The following is a 17039-nucleotide window of genomic DNA, read 5'->3' on the forward strand; positions in this document are numbered from 1 at the left end:
GGCCGGTCTGCTGCTATTCGGCCGGCGGCGGGTTCCAGAGCGGGTGCCGGTGCCGGGCGTACTCCGCATCGACGGTGCCGGTGAAGATCGACTTGACCAGCGGTCGGTTAGGGCGGAGGAGGAAGGCTGCCAGGTGGGCCGCGATCCCCAGGATGATCAGCCCAGTGCCGATGTTGTGCAGGGCGGTGTTCCACTTGAGGAGCACATACGGGAGTGTGACGCCCGGCAGGTTCTTGATGACTTTGACAAGGCCAGTGAGGATCAGAAGGAGCGTCGTCCCGGCAATAAAGGCGTAGGCCAGCCGCTGCTCGGCCAGAAACTTGCCGGAGGGCGGCTCGGGTCTGCCGGTAAGCATGGCGGCGATGATCTGGACTGACTCCTTCAGGTCGCCCCGCCGAGGCAGAAGGCCGAGCCTCCCCGTGCGCAGGTTGAAGAGGATATGGTAGGCGGCCACGCCGATCAGGATGGCCGCACCGATGTAGTGCAGGCGCAGCGTGGTGCCGTAGTCGGCCGACCACGCCATGCCCGGCAGGTCCGCTACCTTGTAGCGCTTGTACATGGGCATCTGGCCGATGCCGCTGAAGATCAGCAGGAAGATGGAGAGCGCCACGCCCCAGTGAACCACGCGGTCGGAGAGGGTGTGCCGCCGCACTTGAGGCCGCCTGGCCATCTACGCGTCACCTCCCTTCGTCATCACCCGGGCCGCGCCGGCCACCGCGGCTGCCACGCCGGCGACCGGTGCGATGAGCATGGAGAGGGCGAGGCCGGCCGGGGTATCCAGCATGTTACCCACGCCCACCGGCATGCCTGGACGACCGGGTCGGGTGTCGTTCTCCTCAGCCTTGCGCTTGCGGATGGCCGCGTCGATCAGCTCGAACGGAACCTTAGATACATAATAAGTAGAGGTGCCTCCGTTTTCGGTCTCACCGTAGATGTAGCCGCCGATCTCCTCCGCCCTGCGGTGGGCCAGTGCCCGCATCTCCTCCCGGGGGCCGAAGGTGATGGCTCCGCGCGGGCAGGCCGCAGCGCACGCCGGCGGCTCACCGGCCTCCACCAGGTCTGCGCAGCCGTCGCACTTGTACATGGCTCCGCCTCCGACGTACTGGGGCGCGATGCTGAGGTAGGGGCCAACCCCGGCCTGCCGCTGCGGAATGCCCCAGGGGCACACGTCGCGGCACTTGGCGCCGCCCATGCAGGAGGACTGATGGATTTCCACCAGTCCGGAAGCATGCTGCTCAACGGCGGAAAACGGGCAGAGGTTCATGCAGGTGGGGTTCTCGCAGTGCATGCACCTGCGCGGCACGGATACCTCCTGCGTCTCGCCGTCCACCTCCACGGTTACCGTTTCCACATAGGTCCAGTTGTAAGGGGTGAGCCGGTTGATCACCCCGCGCTGCCGAGACCAGTCCTCGTGCTTCTTCTGGGGCCAATAATCCATGATGGGCTGCCGCGGCTCGGGGAACCGCCCTACGTTTCTGGCCCGGCAGGCCGCGACGCAGCGGGGCACCTCCTCGCCCCTGCAGCCATCGCAGCGGGTGAGATCGATGACCGACCCCAAGGGAACCGTCCCCGCCCCCGCTGAACCAGCCCTGGCGGGCAGGCCGTACAGGAGGCCGGCGCCCACCGCGCCGGCTGTCACGGAGCGCCTGAGGAAGCTTCGCCGTGATAAGGCTGCCATCCGAATTCCTCCTCGCGTCTTTGATACCAATACCCGTATGGGTATCATCAGGCCAAGTCTACCCTCCTTCGCCGCAGGGCTGCAATCCGCCCGGGACCGGACTGTACAGATTTGGCACGAAAGTGCTACGCCGGCGTCGGGCCGTCGTCCACCAGCGCCGCCCGGCGGCGCCCCGCCGAACCTCGTCTTCCCCGCGGTGCGTCTTATAGGTTGGACGGTTCGTTGTCCCTGTGCCCTGGGCGTGGTATAATACCCAAGTTGCAGCCGTGTAACCTGGCTGGATGAACGTATATGGCCAGCCCGTTCCGGCCATATACTGAACGATCAAGGGGGAGACCAGATGAAGGCTACCTGGGACAAGTTGGAGAAAAACTGGATGCAGTTTGAAGTAGAGGTGGATGCCTCGGAGTTCTCCAAGTCGATCGAGGCTGCGTTCAGGAAGATGAACCAGCAGGTGACCATTCCCGGTTTCCGCCGGGGCAAGGCGCCGCGGGCGATCTTTGAGCGCATGTACGGCAAGGAGGCGCTTGTCCAGGAAGCGGTGGAGCAGCTTCTCCCCCGGGCCTATGGCCAGGCGGTGGAGCAGGGGCAGGTGGAGCCCATCGCCCAGCCTGAGATTGAACTGGTACAGGCAGAAGAGGGCCGGCCCTTCATCTTCAAGGGGAAGGTGCAGGTGCTTCCCGAGGTTACGCTCGGCCGGCTGTCTGGCTTTGGCATTGAGAAGACCGTGCCCGAGGTGGCCGACGAGCAGGTCGAGGAGCAGCTGAATGCGCTGCGCGAGCGCCTGGCCACCCTCGTCACCGACGAGGCGGGCGAGGTCGTGAACGGCAGCTTCGTCGTCATCGACTTCGAGGGCTTCATCGACGGCGAGCCCTTCGAGGGCGGCAAGGGCGAGGGCTACACCCTCGAGATCGGCTCCGGCACCTTCATTCCCGGCTTCGAGGAGGGGCTGCTGGGCGCCAAGGCCGGCGAGACCCGCGACGTGAACGTCACGTTCCCCGAGGAGTACCACGCCGAGCACCTCGCCGGCAAGCCGGCCGTCTTCAAGGTGACGGTGCAGGAGGTCAAGAAGAAGGAGCTGCCCGAGCTGAACGACGAGTTCGCGCAGCAGGTCAGCCCGTTCAAGACCGTGGAGGAACTTCGGGGCGATATCAAGAATCGTCTCACTGAGGCCGCGCAGCAGAACGCCGAGCGCGAGTTCCGCAACAAGATCGTTGAGGCCGTCACCAACGACGCCGCGGTGGAAGTGCCTGAGGTCATGGTCAGCGACAAGGTGCACGACATGATCCACGACTTCGAGCACCAACTGGCCCAGCAGGGCTTCACCCTCGAGATGTGGCACCGGGTGACGGGCAAGACCCACGAGGACCTGCACAAGGAGTTCGGGCCCCGGGCGGAGCAGGCCGTCAAGACCGATCTCGTGCTGGCCGCCGTGGCGAAGCGCGAGGGGCTGACGGTCTCCGAGGCCGAGATCGAGGCCGAGTTCGACCGGCTGCTGGCCATGTATCCGAGGCAGAAGGCCGATATCGAGCGGCTCCGCAAGAACGCCGGCTACCGGGCCCGCATGCGCGAGGACCTGCTGGCCCAGAAGGCAGTTGAGCACCTGGTAGCGCTTAACACCGCTGCCTGATCCGGCCAGTTCCGGAATAATTGACGGGTGGAGGAGGTTAGACTATGAGCTACCTGATTCCGTACGTCATCGAGCAGACCAACCGCGGTGAGCGCTCCTACGACATCTACAGCCGGCTGCTGAAAGACCGCATCATCTTCCTCGGGACGCCGATCGATGATCAGGTGGCGAACGTGGTCATCGCACAACTCCTCTTCCTGGAAAGCGATGACCCCGACAAGGAGATCAACCTCTACATCAACTCGCCCGGCGGTTCGGTGAGCGCCGGCCTGGGCATCTACGACGCGATGCAGCACATCAAGTCGCCGGTGAATACAACTGTCGTGGGGATGGCGGCCTCCATGGGCGCCCTGCTCCTGGCGGCCGGGACGGGCAAGCGCTATGCCTTGCCCAACGGACGGGTGATGATCCACCAGCCCCACCTCGAAGGGGTGGGCGGACAGGTTACCGACATTGAGATCACCGCGCGGGAGGCTATCAAGACCAAGCGCATCATGGCGGAGATCCTCGCCAAGCACACCGGTCAGTCCGTGGAGCGGATCCTGGCAGACACCGAGCGCGACCGCTGGATGTCTGCCGAGGAGGCGAAGGATTACGGCTTGGTCGACGAGGTGCTGCACCCCAGGGATAAGGCGAGCCGCTCCGCACGCTAACGAAGAGGGGTGGGGGAATGTTCAAGTTCACCGGTGAGGACAAGGGCCAACTGAAGTGCTCGTTCTGCGGCAAGTTTCAGGACCAGGTGAAGAGGCTTGTCGCAGGACCGGGTGTTTATATCTGCGACGAATGCATTGAGCTCTGCAACGAGATCATTGAAGAGGAGCTCAGTGAAGAGGTCGACTTCGAACTCAAGGACGTGCCGAAGCCAGCCGAGATCAAGGCGGTCCTCGATCAGTACGTGATCGGCCAGGAACGCGCCAAGCGCACGCTGGCGGTGGCCGTCTACAACCACTACAAGCGCATCAACCTGGGGAACAAAATGGACGACGTTGAACTCCAGAAGTCCAACATCGTCATGCTTGGTCCCACGGGTTCCGGCAAGACCCTGCTGGCCCAGACCCTGGCCAAGATCCTGAACGTTCCCTTCGCCATCGCGGATGCGACCTCGCTCACCGAGGCCGGCTACGTCGGCGAGGATGTGGAGAACATCCTGCTCAAGCTGATCCAGGCGGCCGACTACGACATCGAGAAGGCGGAGCGCGGCATCGTCTATATCGACGAGGTCGATAAGATCGCCCGCAAGTCCGAGAACCCGTCCATCACCCGCGACGTTTCGGGTGAGGGCGTGCAGCAGGCCCTGCTCAAGATCCTGGAGGGAACCATCGCCTCCGTGCCCCCGCAGGGCGGCCGGAAGCATCCGCACCAGGAGTTCATCCAGATCAACACGACCAACATCCTCTTCATCTGCGGCGGCGCCTTCGACGGCATCGACAAGATCATCGCCAGCCGCGTCGGCCGGCGCGGCCTGGGCTTCGGCGCCGAGATCCGCTCGAAGAAGGAGCAGAACGTCGGCGAGCTGCTCAAGCAGATCCTGCCGGAGGACCTCCTGAAGTTCGGGCTGATCCCGGAGTTCGTCGGCCGCCTGCCGGTCATCGTCACGCTGGACGCGCTGGATGAGGACGCCCTGGTGCGCATCCTCCGGGAGCCCAAGAACGCCCTGGTGAAGCAGTACCAGAAGCTCCTGCAGATGGATAACATCGATCTGGAGTTCAAGGAGGACGCCATCCGGGCGATCGCCTCTGAGGCGATGCGCCGGAACACCGGTGCCCGCGGCCTCCGGGCGATCATCGAGGACATCATGACGGACGTGATGTACGAGGTTCCCTCCCGCACCGACGTCACCAAGTGCATCATCACCAAGGACGTGGTGCTGAAGAAGGAGGAGCCGCTCCTCGTGACGACCACGGAGGGCAAGGCCCGGCGCACCAAGAAGGAAGAATCCGCCTGACGCCCGCAAGACGAGCGCCCCGGTGGTCCATGCGACCACCGGGGCCTTTTGCTGGCCCGAGCCCCGACCGATTCCCATGCCTACAGCGAATCTCCTTCAAGTGCGGAACGTTCATCCAGCATTTGAGCCTATCCAGCGGCGGCATACTATCCGAAGCAGCAGCGCAAGCGCGCAGCATGGCGCGGGTGAACGTGTCAACACGGCGTTGGAGGAGGGATTCGCAGCATGGCCCTGGGCAGCATTCTGACCCTCATTCACGTGCTCTTCGCCATCGTGATCGGCCTCTACTTCTGGAACCTGCTCCGGAGCCAGCAGGGGAACCGGCTCGCGGTGGAGCGCGAGTCCCGCAAGGAGATGGACAAACTGCGGCGGCTGCGGGCCATCAGCCTCACGGAGCCGTTGTCGGAGCGCATCCGCCCCACCAGCTTCGACGAGATCGTCGGTCAGCAGGAGGGGCTGAAGGCGCTGCGGGCGGCGCTGTGCGGGCCCAACCCCCAGCACGTCATCATCTACGGCCCGCCTGGGGTGGGCAAGACGGCGGCCGCGCGCTTGGTGCTCGAGGAGGCCAAGCGGAACCCGGCCTCTCCCTTCAAGCGCGACGCGGCCTTCGTGGAGCTGGATGCCACGACGGCCCGCTTCGATGAGCGGGGCATCGCCGACCCGCTGATCGGTTCCGTGCACGACCCCATCTACCAGGGGGCGGGGCCGCTGGGCGTGGCCGGCATCCCGCAGCCCAAGCCTGGGGCGGTCACCCGGGCCCACGGCGGCGTGCTCTTCCTCGACGAGATCGGCGAGCTCCACCCCGTGCAGCTGAACAAGCTCCTCAAGGTGCTGGAGGACCGCAAGGTTCACCTGGAATCTGCCTACTACAGCCCCGAAGATCCCAACATCCCGTCGCACATCAAGGACATCTTCGAGAACGGCCTGCCGGCGGACTTCCGCCTGGTGGGGGCGACCACACGCCTGCCCCACGAGATCCCGGCCGCCATCCGGTCTCGCTGCATGGAGATCTTCTTCCGGCCGCTCCTGCCCGACGAGGTGGCCCAGGTGGCCCGGCGCGCGGCCGCGAAGATCGGCTTCGAGCTGGAGCCCGGCGCCGAGGAGGTGATCAAGCGGTACGCGACCAACGGCCGGGAGGCGGTCAACATCGTGCAGATCGCGGCCGGCGTGCTCTCGGGCACCTCCCGGCGGACCATCCCCCGCGCCGAGGTGGAGTGGGTGATTAACTCGGGCCAGCTGCAGCCCCGCCCCGACCGGCGCGTGCCCAGCAAGCCGCTGGTGGGCTGCGTGAACGGCCTGGCGGTGAGCGGCCCCAACATGGGCCACCTGCTGGAGCTGGAGGCGGACGTGCGCCCGGCCAAGGCGCCCGGACAGGGCGTGGTGACGGTGACGGGCGTGGTGGACGAGGAGGAGCTGGGCGGCTACGGCCGCACCATGCGCCGCAAGTCCATGGCCAAGGGTTCGGTGGAGAACGTGCTCACGGTCCTGAAGCAGTACCTGGACGTCGACCCGCGCGACTACGACATCCACGTGAACTTCCCCGGCGGCGTTCCCGTCGACGGCCCCAGCGCCGGCGTGGCCATCGCAGCGGCGATCTACAGCGCTTTCACCGGCCGGCCGGTCGACAACCGCACGGCGATGACGGGCGAGGTCTCCATCCGGGGGCTCGTGAAGCCCGTGGGCGGCGTCGTCGCCAAGGTGGAGGCGGCCCGCCAGGCCGGGTGCACCCGGGTGCTGATCCCGCAGGAGAACTGGCAGGAGGCGTTTGCCGACCTGCCCGGCCTCACCGTGGTGCCGGTGTCGTGCCTGGACGAGGTCTTCGCCATGGCCTTCGACATCCAGGAGGAGCCCGTGCTGTCCGCGGAGCAAGAGGCGGAGGTCCGAACGGAGTCCAGGCCGGCTCCCGTGTTCGAACTGCCCCTGCCGCAGCCGGCGGTCTCGCTCTCGGGCGGCGAGCGGTAGACCGGCGGGGCGGGGGCAGCCCCGTCCTCGCCCCGCATACTCGGTATTGCGCGTGCGAAAGCTATCTCCCGTTCGACTTCCACCCGCTTGAGGCGCACCTCCCAGAGATTCCGAACGTCTTAATGTAACACGTGCAACTGCTCGCCGGAGGAAATCGGGTGGCTGGTGCGGGTGGATATGGTAGAATCGGAACGCAAGGTACTGCCAGGAGGTGAGACCGGTGGCCAGGAAACGTTCGGAGCAGTTGCTGAACTTGCCGCTCCTGCCGCTGAAGGGGCAGATCGTCTTCCCGACCATGATCGTCCCGCTGGAGGTTGGCCGCGAGAAGTCCATGCGGGCCGTCGAGCAGGCGATGAACGAGGGCCGGCGTATGGTTCTCGCCATGCAGAAGGATGCCAAGAACGAAACGCCCGGGCCCGATGACATCTACCTGGTGGGCACGGTTGTCGAGATCAAGCAGGTGGTCCGGGTCCCCGGCGGTACGTTCAAGGTCGTGTTTGAGGGCGTGTCCCGGGCGCGGATCGACCATTACGTCTCTGAGGAGCCCTACATGCGGGTGGCCGTGGTCGAGGTGCCGGATGAGGTGACCCGGAGCGCCGAGGCCGAGGCCCTCATGCGTATGGTGATCAACCAGTACGAGCGGTATATCAAGTCTTCGAAGAAGGTTCCGCCTGAGTCGCTGATCACGGCGGTGCAGGTGGAGGAGCCCGGCCGGCTTGCCGACACGGTTGTGGCCTACCTGGCCAATCTGGAGCTGAAGGACAAGCAGGCGGTCCTCGAGGCCTTCGACGTGGTGGAACGGCTCGAGCGCGTCTCCGACATCCTGACGCGCGAGATGGAGGTCCTGGACCTCGAGCGGAAGATCAACGTGCGCGTCCGCAAGCAGATGGAGAAGACGCAGCGCGAGTACTACCTGCGCGAGCAGATCAAGGCCATCCAGAAGGAGCTTGGCGAGCGCGACGACAAGGGGACCGAGGCCGAGATCTTCCGCCAGAAGATCGAGGAGCTGGGCCTGCCCGACGAGGTGAAGGAGAAGGCCCTGCGCGAGGTCGACCGGCTCGAGAAGATGCCCCCGATGGCCGCGGAGGCCGTCGTGGTCCGCAACTACCTCGACTGGATCACCAGCCTGCCGTGGTCCACCACCACCGAGGACCAGGTGGACCTCAAGCGGGCGGAGGAGATCCTCGAGAGCGAGCACTACGGCCTGAAGAAGCCCAAGGACCGCATTCTCGAGTACCTGGCCGTGCGCAAACTCGTCTCCAAGATGAAGGGGCCCATCCTCTGCCTGGCCGGCCCGCCCGGCGTGGGCAAGACCTCGCTGGCCAAGAGCGTGGCCAACGCGCTGGGCCGGAAGTTCGTGCGCATGTCCCTCGGCGGCGTGCGGGATGAGGCCGAGATCCGGGGGCACCGGCGGACGTACGTGGGCGCCCTGCCCGGCCGCATCATCCAGGGCATGCGCCAGGCCGGCTCCAAGAACCCCGTCTTCCTGCTGGACGAGATCGACAAGATGTCCTCCGACTTCCGGGGCGACCCCGCGTCCGCTCTGCTGGAGGTGCTGGACCCCGAGCAGAACCACGCCTTCGTGGACCACTACCTCGAGGCGCCCTTCGACCTCTCCGGCGTGCTCTTCATCACCACGGCCAACGTGGTGTGGAACATCCCGCGGCCGCTCCTGGACCGCATGGAGCTGATCTCCCTCTCGGGCTACACCGAGGACGAGAAGGTGGAGATCGCCAAGCGGCACCTGCTGCCCAAGCAGCGGCGGGACCACGGGCTGAGCGAGGCGAACCTGGAGGTCTCGGAGAACGTCCTGCGCAGCATCGTGCGGGAGCACACCCGGGAGGCCGGCGTCCGCAACCTGGAGCGGCAGCTGGCGACCATCTGCCGCAAGGCGGCCCGGGAGATCGCCACCGGCAACGCGGAGGCGGTGCGGGTCACCACGCAGAACCTGCACACCTACCTGGGTGCGCCCCGGTACCAGTGGGGCAAGCGGGCCAAGGAGGACCAGGTGGGCGTGGCCACCGGCATGGTCTACACCGAGGTGGGCGGCGACATCCTGCCCATCGAGGTCTCGCTCATGAAGGGCAAGGGCTCCCTCATCCTCACCGGCAAGCTGGGCGAGGTGATGAAGGAGTCGGCGCAGGCCGGCCTCTCCTACATTCGGAGCCGCGCCCGCGACCTTGGGCTGGAGGAGGACTTCCACTCCAAGTACGACATCCACATCCACGTGCCCGAGGGCGCGGTGCCCAAGGAGGGGCCGTCCGCCGGGATCGCCATGGCCACGGCCGTCGTCTCCGCCCTGACCCACCGGCCGGTGCGGGCCGACGTGGCGATGACGGGCGAGATCACCCTCCGGGGGCGGGTGCTGCCGATCGGCGGCGTGAAGGAGAAGCTGCTCGGCGCCCACCGGGCCGGGATCACGCAGATCATCCTGCCACGCGAGAACGAGAAGGACCTGGAGGAGGTTCCCGGCAACGTCCGGAAGAAGCTGCAGGTGCACCTGGTCGACCACATGGACGAGGTGCTGCGGGTGGCCCTGCTGGAGGCGAAGGAGAGCGACGACCAGATTCTCCCGCCGCCCGACCCGCTGGGGGTGGAGGGCTCGCATCCCGCCAGTCCGGTGGTCTGACGTTCAGGACGGGAGGAACCGCCTGGTTCCTCCCGTCGATTCCTGCCTGTCGGGCACCTGCCCGGCGGCCGTCGAGGAGGGGTATATTGGCCGTTTTCGCCGAGTTCGTCCTGAGCGTCGCGTCGCCGGCTCAGTTGCCCGGCGACGGGCTGCCCGAGCTCGCCCTGGTGGGCCGGTCCAACGTGGGCAAGTCGTCGCTGATCAACGCGCTGGTGCAGAACCGCAAGCTGGCCCGGACATCCAACACGCCGGGGCGCACGCAGACGCTGAACTACTACCGCATCTGGCCGGAGGGGAAGCCGCGGTTCGGGGAGGCCGTTCCCCGTCCGCCCGGCCCGGACCGGTTCGCCCTCACCGGCACCGCCCGGGAGGCTGCGCTGAAGGCGGGCGCGTTCTACCTGGTGGACATGCCGGGCTACGGCTTCGCCCGGGTCTCGGAGGCGCAGCGGCGGCAGTGGGGCCAGCTGATCGAGAACTACCTGCTGAAGCGGGAGACCCTCCGCGGGGTCGTCCAGGTCGTCGACCTGCGGCATCCGCCCAGCAAGGACGACGTCGCGATGCGCGAGTGGCTGCGCCACCACGGCAGGACGGCGCTCTGCGTCGCCACCAAGGCCGACAAGGTCGGGCGCCCGCTGTGGCCGCGACACCTGAAGGTGATCGCCCAGGACCTCGCCCTGGATCCGGGGGCGGAGCCGCTCATCGTCTTCTCCGCAGAGACCGGTGCCGGCCGGGAAGAAGTATGGCGCTGGATCATCGAAAAGATGAAACAGTAGGGACTGTACTGATTATCCACCGAAAGTATTCCCTTGCATGACTCCTTTATGCTACATTGTGGCTGTACTGTAATCCGCCAACCGGATTATGCGCGGAGGGGAATAACATGCGCCTGTCTCACCTGCTGAATCCGCTGCAGTGGAACTTCGGTCCCCGGACGGTCGCCACGCTGGTCACCTGGGCGTTTCTCCCGGTTGGCCTGGTGACCTACGTGGCCAGCGAGCGGCTGCGGAACACGGCTGGGGCGGCGGGGCTGAGCGCGGACCAGCTGAGCCTGCTGCAGTCCGAACTCCTGACCGCCTTTGCCTTGGTCATGGTTCCGGTCTTCGTGGTGGTCATCCTCGCTTCGCTCCTGTTCGCCTGGGTGGTCGTGCAGCCGCTGAAGCGGCTTCAGCAGGCGATGAACCGCGTGGCCGCAGGCGACCTGTCCGTCACCTCCCTCCGGGTTGCGAGCCGGGACGAGGTGGGGCAGGCCACCGCCGCGTTCAACACAATGGCCACGCAGTTGGCGGGGATGGTGCGCACCATCGCCCAGACGGCCTCCGATCTCGACAGGGCGGCCGGCGGGCTCGACGCGAGCGCCCGGGAGACCGGCGAGGCCACCGAGTCCGCAGCCAGGCAGATCGAGTCCGTGCGGGCGATCGCCGAGCAGCAGGCGCGCCAGGCGGCCGACGGGGCCCGGGCGATCCGCGAGGTGGAGGACGCCGCCAGCCAGGTGGCCGCGGCCGCCCAGTCGCAGGCCGAGGAGGTCGACCGCGCGGCTTCCACCGTCCGGCAGATGGCGCAGGCGATCGAGCAGGTGGCGGAGAGCGCCGGCGTCGTCGCCGAGGCGGCCGGCCGGACCCGGGAGGCCGCCGAGCATGGCGGCCAGGCGGTCCGGCTGTCGCAGGAGGGCATGAACCAGGTGCGCACCCGCGTGCTGGACGCCTCCAACCAGGTCCGGGAACTGAGCCAGTCGCTGCACCAGGTTGACGAGATCCTGCAGCTGATCACGGAGATCGCCGGCCAGACCGACCTGCTGGCGCTGAACGCGGCCATCGAGGCCGCCCGCGTCGGCGAACACGGCAAGGGCTTCGCCGTCGTCGCCGGCGAGGTGCGCCGCCTGGCCGAGCGGGTGCGGACGGCCGCCGCCGAGATCGCCGGCCGGGTCGAGGGGCTGCGGCAGAGCGCAGCCGACGTGGTCGGCGCCATGGAGGCGGGTACCGAGGAGGTGGAGCGGGGCGTCAAGCTCTCGGAAGAGGCGGGGGCGGCCCTGGAGCGCATCCTCGCTGCCGTGGCCGAGACGCTGGCCGAGGCGCAGTCCATCTCGGCCGCTTCCGAGGAGATCGCGGCGGCCAGCCAGGATGTGGTCAACGCCACCGTACAGCTGTCGGCAATCGCGGAGGAGAACGCCGCGACCGCCGAGCAGATGCTGGCCAGCGCCCGGGCGGTCACCAACATGATCAGCGACGTCGAGGCGCACGCCCAGACGAGCTACAGCGCCACGGAGGCGATGGCGGCCTCCTCCGTCCAGGTCCAGTCCGCTGTCGAGCGGCTGGCGGGCCTGGCCAAGCAGGCGGCAGACATGGCCAACGGCCTGCGCCGGCAGGCGGAGCAGTTCCGCTTCTAAGCACGAAACTGGATAAAAACCGGCGGGGGGCGGAAGCCCCCCGCACGCTATTTTTGCTCAGCCGCCTCCAGCGGCTTCGGCTGATTCCTGCGCCCGATGGGCAGCTCCGCCAGCAGCATGCCGGCGACGATCAGTGCGGCCCCCACGTAACCCCGGGGCTCCAGCGTCTCCCCGGCCAGCAGGTAGGCGAAGATGGCGCCCCAGACGGGTTCGGCGGCGAAGATCAGCGCGGTGTGCGTCGCGGTGGTGTAGGGCTGGAGGAGGTTCTGGAGGAGGAAGGCCGCAGCGGTGGCCAGCAGGCCGCAGATGACGGTCGCAGCCGCGACGTGGGCGGGCGGTCCCCACCAGAGTACGCCCTCCACGCCCGGGCCGACGGTGCCCCGCTCCCACAGGTGCAACGCGCCCGCCATCACGCCCGCGGTCCCCAGCTGGATCACCGCCAGCGCGGTGGGGTCGTGCCGGCCGGCGAAGCGGCTCACGCCGGCCACGTGCAGGCCGAAGCCCAGGGCGCCCATCAGCACCAGCAGGTCGCCGCGGGTGGGCAGCAGGTCGTCGTTCAGGGAGAGCAGAGCGAGGCCGGCCAGGGCGGTGCCCACGCCGAGCCAGGCCCCCGGCGACGGCGGCCGCCGTAGCCAGACCACCGAGAGCACGGGCACGATCACGACCGAAAGCCCGGTGATGAACGCTGCCTTCGCGCTGGTGGTGTAGGCGAGGCCGAAGGTCTGGAACGCGTATCCGGCGAAGACGAAGGCGCCCAGCAGCGCACCGGCCCGCCAGGTGGCGGCCGGCCGCCCGATCAGGCGCCGGCGGAAGAGCGCCCCCAGCAGCGCCGCGGCCATCAGGAAGCGCACCGCGAGGAACCAGTAGGTGGGAACGCCGCCCTCCGCCAGGTCGGTGGCGTTCTTGACGAGGGGGAACGTGGCACCCCACACGGCGGTCACTGCCAGCAGAGCCAAGTCTGCCTGCCAAGTGCGGATCCGCAACCCGGTCACTCCCACAGTGTCATAGTTAATATCGTTAATCCTAGCAAATGACGCGGCCTGCGTCCATTGCCGGCGCGGCTTACAGCGGCGCCGCTCGCACATTTTCCCTGAAGGTAGCCCGCCGTCGTCCGTCGAAAACACAGCCCGTTACGAGATAAACAGTCTAGACAGCAAGGGCGTGCTAGAACAGCGATGGCAACGACGGACGACTATTTGACGGGTCCGTCCTCGGTGCGGCTGCGGCCGGTCGAGCAGGGAGACCTGGAGCTGCTGCTCCGCTGGGACGAAGATCCGGTTATCGCCGCCCTGATGGGCAGGCGGTTCGAGAACACCAGCCCTGCAGAGTGGTTCAGCGCCCAGCGGCGGATGCGCTCCTATCGCATATGGATCATCGAGCGCGGGGAGCAGCCGGTCGGCGAGGTGGAGCTGGCCCAGGTGAACCACCGGACGCGTTCGGCGGAAGTGCGGATATGCGTCGGCGAGCGGGAACTGTGGGGGCAGGGGATCGGCACGACGGCCATGACCCGCGCCCTCGACGAGGCTTTTGGCCCCATGGCGCTGGATGAGGTATACCTGCGCGTGTTCGCGAACAACGGGCGGGCCATCGCCCTGTATGACCGGCTGGGCTTCCAGCCGGCTGGCGTGCTCAGGCCGAGCCGCCGCCGGAACGACCCGGCGCCGGTGCTGCTCATGCGGCTGACGCGCCACCGCTGGCAGAGCCACCGGAAGAGCGGCCGCGCCAGCTGAGCGGGCCGGGAAGGCGGCAGTGTTGACAACCGGGCAAGCCCGGCATATCATCATTGCATATCCATCATTGCCAGAGGCGTGGAAGCGGAGGAGTAACCGGCACACCGCCCTCAGCGAGGGAGCCCCGCCGGGTGAAAGGGTTCCCGGGTCAGGCGCCGGCGAAGTCGCCGTCGAAGCCGCATCCCCGAACCGGGCGCCGCGCTTTCGGGCCCGCTCAAGGGATGCCGGGTCAAGCCCGTTACAGCGAGAGAGTGCCCCCGTGCGCGGGGGAAATAAGGTGGTACCGCGAGCCCCGGCTCGTCCTTATGGGACGAGGCCGGGGCTTTGATTCTGAGGAGGGAGGATCCGGATGTCGGAGGAGCAGAAACTGGGCACAGCCGAGCTGCCGCCGCGGTATGACCCCAAGCAGGTCGAGGACGAGTACTACCAATACTGGATGGACGGCGGCTTCTACCACGCGCCCGTGATCGAGGGCCGCCAGCCCTACACCATCGTGATCCCGCCGCCCAACGTCACCGGCACGCTGCACCTGGGCCATGCCCTCAACAACACGATGATCGACATCCTGATCCGCTGGAAGCGGATGCAGGGCCATCCCACGCTCTACCTGCCAGGTACCGACCACGCCGGGCTGGCCACCCAGATCCGGGTGGAGGAGGACCTGCGCAAGTCCGGCGGGCCCACCCGCCACGAGCTGGGGCGCGAGGCCTTCGTCGCGAAGGTCTGGGACTGGAAGGAGCGGTACCACGCCACCATCACCAGCCAGCTGCGCAAGCTGGGCGTGTCGGTGGACTGGGACCGCGAGGCCTTCACAATGGACGAGCGGCTCTCCCGGGCCGTGCGAGCCTTCTTCGTGCAGCTCTACAAGAAGGGGCTCATCTACCAGGGCACCCGCATTACCCACTGGTGCCCCAAGGACCAGACGGCGCTCTCGGACATCGAGGTGGACTACGAGGAGCGGGACGGCCACATGTGGCACTTCCGCTACCCGCTGGCCGACGGAACGGGCGACATCGTCATCGCCACCACGCGGCCGGAGACGATGCTGGGCGACACGGCCGTGGCCGTCAACCCCGAGGACGAGCGCTACAAGCACCTGGTGGGCAAGATGCTGCGCCATCCGGCCACCGGGCGGGAGATCCCGATCATCGCCGACAGCTACGTCGACAAGGAGTTCGGCACGGGTTGCGTGAAGATCACGCCGTTCCACGACCCCAACGACTTCGAGATCGGCCTGCGCCACAACCTGGAGATGCCGCAGGTCATCGGCCCGAGGGGCGAGATGACCGAGGCCGCGGGCAAGTACGCCGGGCTCGACCGCTACGAGTGCCGGAAGCGCATCGTGGCCGACGCCGAGGCCGAGGGCTGGCTGGTCAAGGTCGAGGACCACAAGCACGCCGTGGGCTGCTGCGCCCGCTGCGGCACCGTCATCGAGCCGCTGATCTCCCGGCAGTGGTACGTGAAGATGAAGCCGCTGGCCGAGCCCGCCGCGAAGGCCGTGGAGTCCGGGCAGATCAAGATCGTGCCCGAGCGCTTCACCAAGGTCTACCTGCACTGGATGGAGAATATCCAGGACTGGTGCATTTCCCGGCAGATCTGGTGGGGCCACCGCATTCCCGTCTGGTACTGCGACGACTGCGGCCACCTCACCGTGGCCGAAACCGACCCGACGCAGTGCGAGAAGTGCGGGTTGGCGAACATCCGCCAGGACGAGGACGCGCTGGACACCTGGTTCTCGTCGGCCCTCTGGCCCTTCTCCACGCTGGGCTGGCCCGACGAGACCAGGGACCTCGGCTACTTCTTCCCGACCGACGTGCTGGTCACCGGCTACGACATCCTCTTCTTCTGGGTCGCCCGCATGATCTTCAGCAGCCTGGAGCTGACGGGCAAGATCCCGTTCCACACCGTGGTACTGCACGGCCTCGTGCGCGACGCCCAGGGGCGGAAGATGTCCAAGTCGCTGGGCAACGGCGTCGACCCGATCGACGTGATCAACCAGTACGGCACCGACGCGCTGCGGTTCATGCTGGTCACCGGCTCCAGCCCGGGCAACGACATCCGCTTCCAGACCGAGCGGGTGGAGAACGCCCGCAACTTCGCCAACAAGCTCTGGAACGCCAGCCGGTTCGTGCTGATGAACCTGGCCGACTGGGAGCCCGCCGAGGACGCCGACCTGCAGTACGACCTGGCTGACCGCTGGATCCGCCACCGCTTCAACGAGGCGGCGAGGGCGGTGAACGCCCTGCTGGCGGAGTACCAGTACGGCGAGGCGGCCCGCACGATCTACGACTTCATCTGGAGCGAGTTCTGCGACTGGTATATCGAACTGGTGAAGCCCCGCCTCTACAACCAGGAGGATCCGACCCGGGCGGCGGCGCAGGAGACCCTTGCCCTGGTGCTCGAGGCCACGCTGCGGCTGCTCCACCCGTTCATGCCGTATATCACCGAGGCGATCTGGCAGCGGCTGCCGGCGCAGTCGCAGCCCGTCGAGATCGCCCCGGAGATCGCCCGCCAGGCCGGCCGGAGCGAACTGCCGCCCTCCATCTCCGTCACGGGCTACCCGACCCCGCTGGGCGGCTGGGACGACGCCGAGGCGGCGGGCCGCATGGGGCTGATCATCGACACCATCCGGGCCCTGCGCTCCATCCGGGCCGAGTTCCGCCTGGGCGAACACACGAAGATCAACGCCATCGTCATGGCCACCTCCGACCAGGCCCTGTCGGTGCTCGAGGAGGGGCGGGCCTTCATCGAGAGCCTGGGCAAGACGGCGGAGCTGACGATCCAGCCGGTGGCGGACGCCAAGCCGCAGAACGCCGCCACGGCTGTGCTCGCCGGCGCCGAGGTCTACGTGCCCGTCGGCGGGCTGATCGACGTCGACAAGGAGATCGAGCGCATCAGCAAGGAGCTGAAGACCACCGAGGCCGACCTGACCAAGCTCCTGGGCAAGCTGGCGAACGAGGGCTTCCTGGCCAAGGCGCGGCCGGAGGTCATCGCCAAGACCCGCGAGGAGGCGGCCGCCCTGGCCGAGAAGAAGGGCGCCCTGGAGGCCCGCCTGGAGATGCTGCGCAAGCTGCAATGAAGA

12 protein-coding genes are annotated in these 17039 nt (G+C 67.4%); 9 read left to right on the forward strand and 3 right to left on the reverse strand.

Going from position 1 to position 17039, the window contains the following annotated elements:
• Nucleotides 1-13 precede the first annotated feature (13 nt).
• Entirely contained in the window at nt 14-670 is a 657-nt protein-coding gene (locus J2Z79_RS12650) for a cytochrome b/b6 domain-containing protein (protein WP_209467257.1), read from the reverse strand.
• The gene (locus J2Z79_RS12655) at nt 671-1678 is read right to left on the reverse strand and encodes a 4Fe-4S dicluster domain-containing protein (RefSeq protein ID WP_209467258.1); all 1008 of its coding nucleotides are present in this window, start codon (nt 1676-1678) and stop codon (nt 671-673) included. It lies immediately after the preceding gene.
• A gap of 340 nt (nt 1679-2018) precedes the next feature.
• Between J2Z79_RS12655 and tig the strand changes: the two genes are divergently transcribed.
• The 7 genes from tig to J2Z79_RS12690 all read left to right on the forward strand — a co-directional run bounded on the left by tig (nt 2019) and on the right by J2Z79_RS12690 (nt 12227).
• Complete coding sequence (gene tig / locus J2Z79_RS12660) at nt 2019-3308, forward strand: trigger factor (RefSeq protein WP_209467259.1); 1290 nt, start codon at nt 2019-2021, stop codon at nt 3306-3308.
• A gap of 44 nt (nt 3309-3352) precedes the next feature.
• On the forward strand, nt 3353-3961 hold the full coding sequence (locus tag J2Z79_RS12665; protein ID WP_209467260.1) for an ATP-dependent Clp protease proteolytic subunit: 609 nt from the start codon (nt 3353-3355) through the stop codon (nt 3959-3961).
• Between the two features lie 17 nt (nt 3962-3978).
• The gene (clpX, locus tag J2Z79_RS12670) at nt 3979-5253 is read left to right on the forward strand and encodes an ATP-dependent Clp protease ATP-binding subunit ClpX (protein ID WP_209467261.1); all 1275 of its coding nucleotides are present in this window, start codon (nt 3979-3981) and stop codon (nt 5251-5253) included.
• Nucleotides 5254-5478: 225 nt separating this feature from the next.
• Complete coding sequence (lonB, locus tag J2Z79_RS12675) at nt 5479-7215, forward strand: ATP-dependent protease LonB (protein WP_209467262.1); 1737 nt, start codon at nt 5479-5481, stop codon at nt 7213-7215.
• A 220-nt stretch (nt 7216-7435) separates the two neighbouring features.
• Nucleotides 7436-9844 (forward strand): endopeptidase La, encoded by a 2409-nt coding sequence (lon, locus tag J2Z79_RS12680; RefSeq protein WP_209467263.1) that lies wholly within the window; start codon nt 7436-7438, stop codon nt 9842-9844.
• 86 nt (nt 9845-9930) lie between these two features.
• Entirely contained in the window at nt 9931-10617 is a 687-nt protein-coding gene (locus tag J2Z79_RS12685; protein WP_209467264.1) for a GTP-binding protein, read from the forward strand.
• Between the two features lie 107 nt (nt 10618-10724).
• Entirely contained in the window at nt 10725-12227 is a 1503-nt protein-coding gene (locus J2Z79_RS12690; RefSeq protein WP_209467265.1) for a methyl-accepting chemotaxis protein, read from the forward strand.
• Between the two features lie 47 nt (nt 12228-12274).
• Here J2Z79_RS12690 and J2Z79_RS12695 read toward each other — a convergent pair whose 3' ends face one another.
• Nucleotides 12275-13183, reverse strand: a complete 909-nt coding sequence (locus J2Z79_RS12695) for a DMT family transporter (RefSeq protein ID WP_209467266.1) — start codon at nt 13181-13183, stop codon at nt 12275-12277.
• Nucleotides 13184-13402: 219 nt separating this feature from the next.
• Between J2Z79_RS12695 and J2Z79_RS12700 the strand changes: the two genes are divergently transcribed.
• Together J2Z79_RS12700 and J2Z79_RS12705 are read left to right on the forward strand one after the other, a co-directional pair.
• Entirely contained in the window at nt 13403-13957 is a 555-nt protein-coding gene (locus J2Z79_RS12700) for a GNAT family N-acetyltransferase (RefSeq protein ID WP_209467267.1), read from the forward strand.
• 349 nt (nt 13958-14306) lie between these two features.
• The gene (locus tag J2Z79_RS12705) at nt 14307-17036 is read left to right on the forward strand and encodes a valine--tRNA ligase (protein WP_209467268.1); all 2730 of its coding nucleotides are present in this window, start codon (nt 14307-14309) and stop codon (nt 17034-17036) included.
• The last annotated feature ends 3 nt before the right edge of the window (nt 17037-17039 follow it).

This window comes from Symbiobacterium terraclitae (assembly GCF_017874315.1).
In the GTDB taxonomy this organism is placed as follows: Bacteria; Bacillota; Sulfobacillia; order Symbiobacteriales; family Symbiobacteriaceae; genus Symbiobacterium; species Symbiobacterium terraclitae.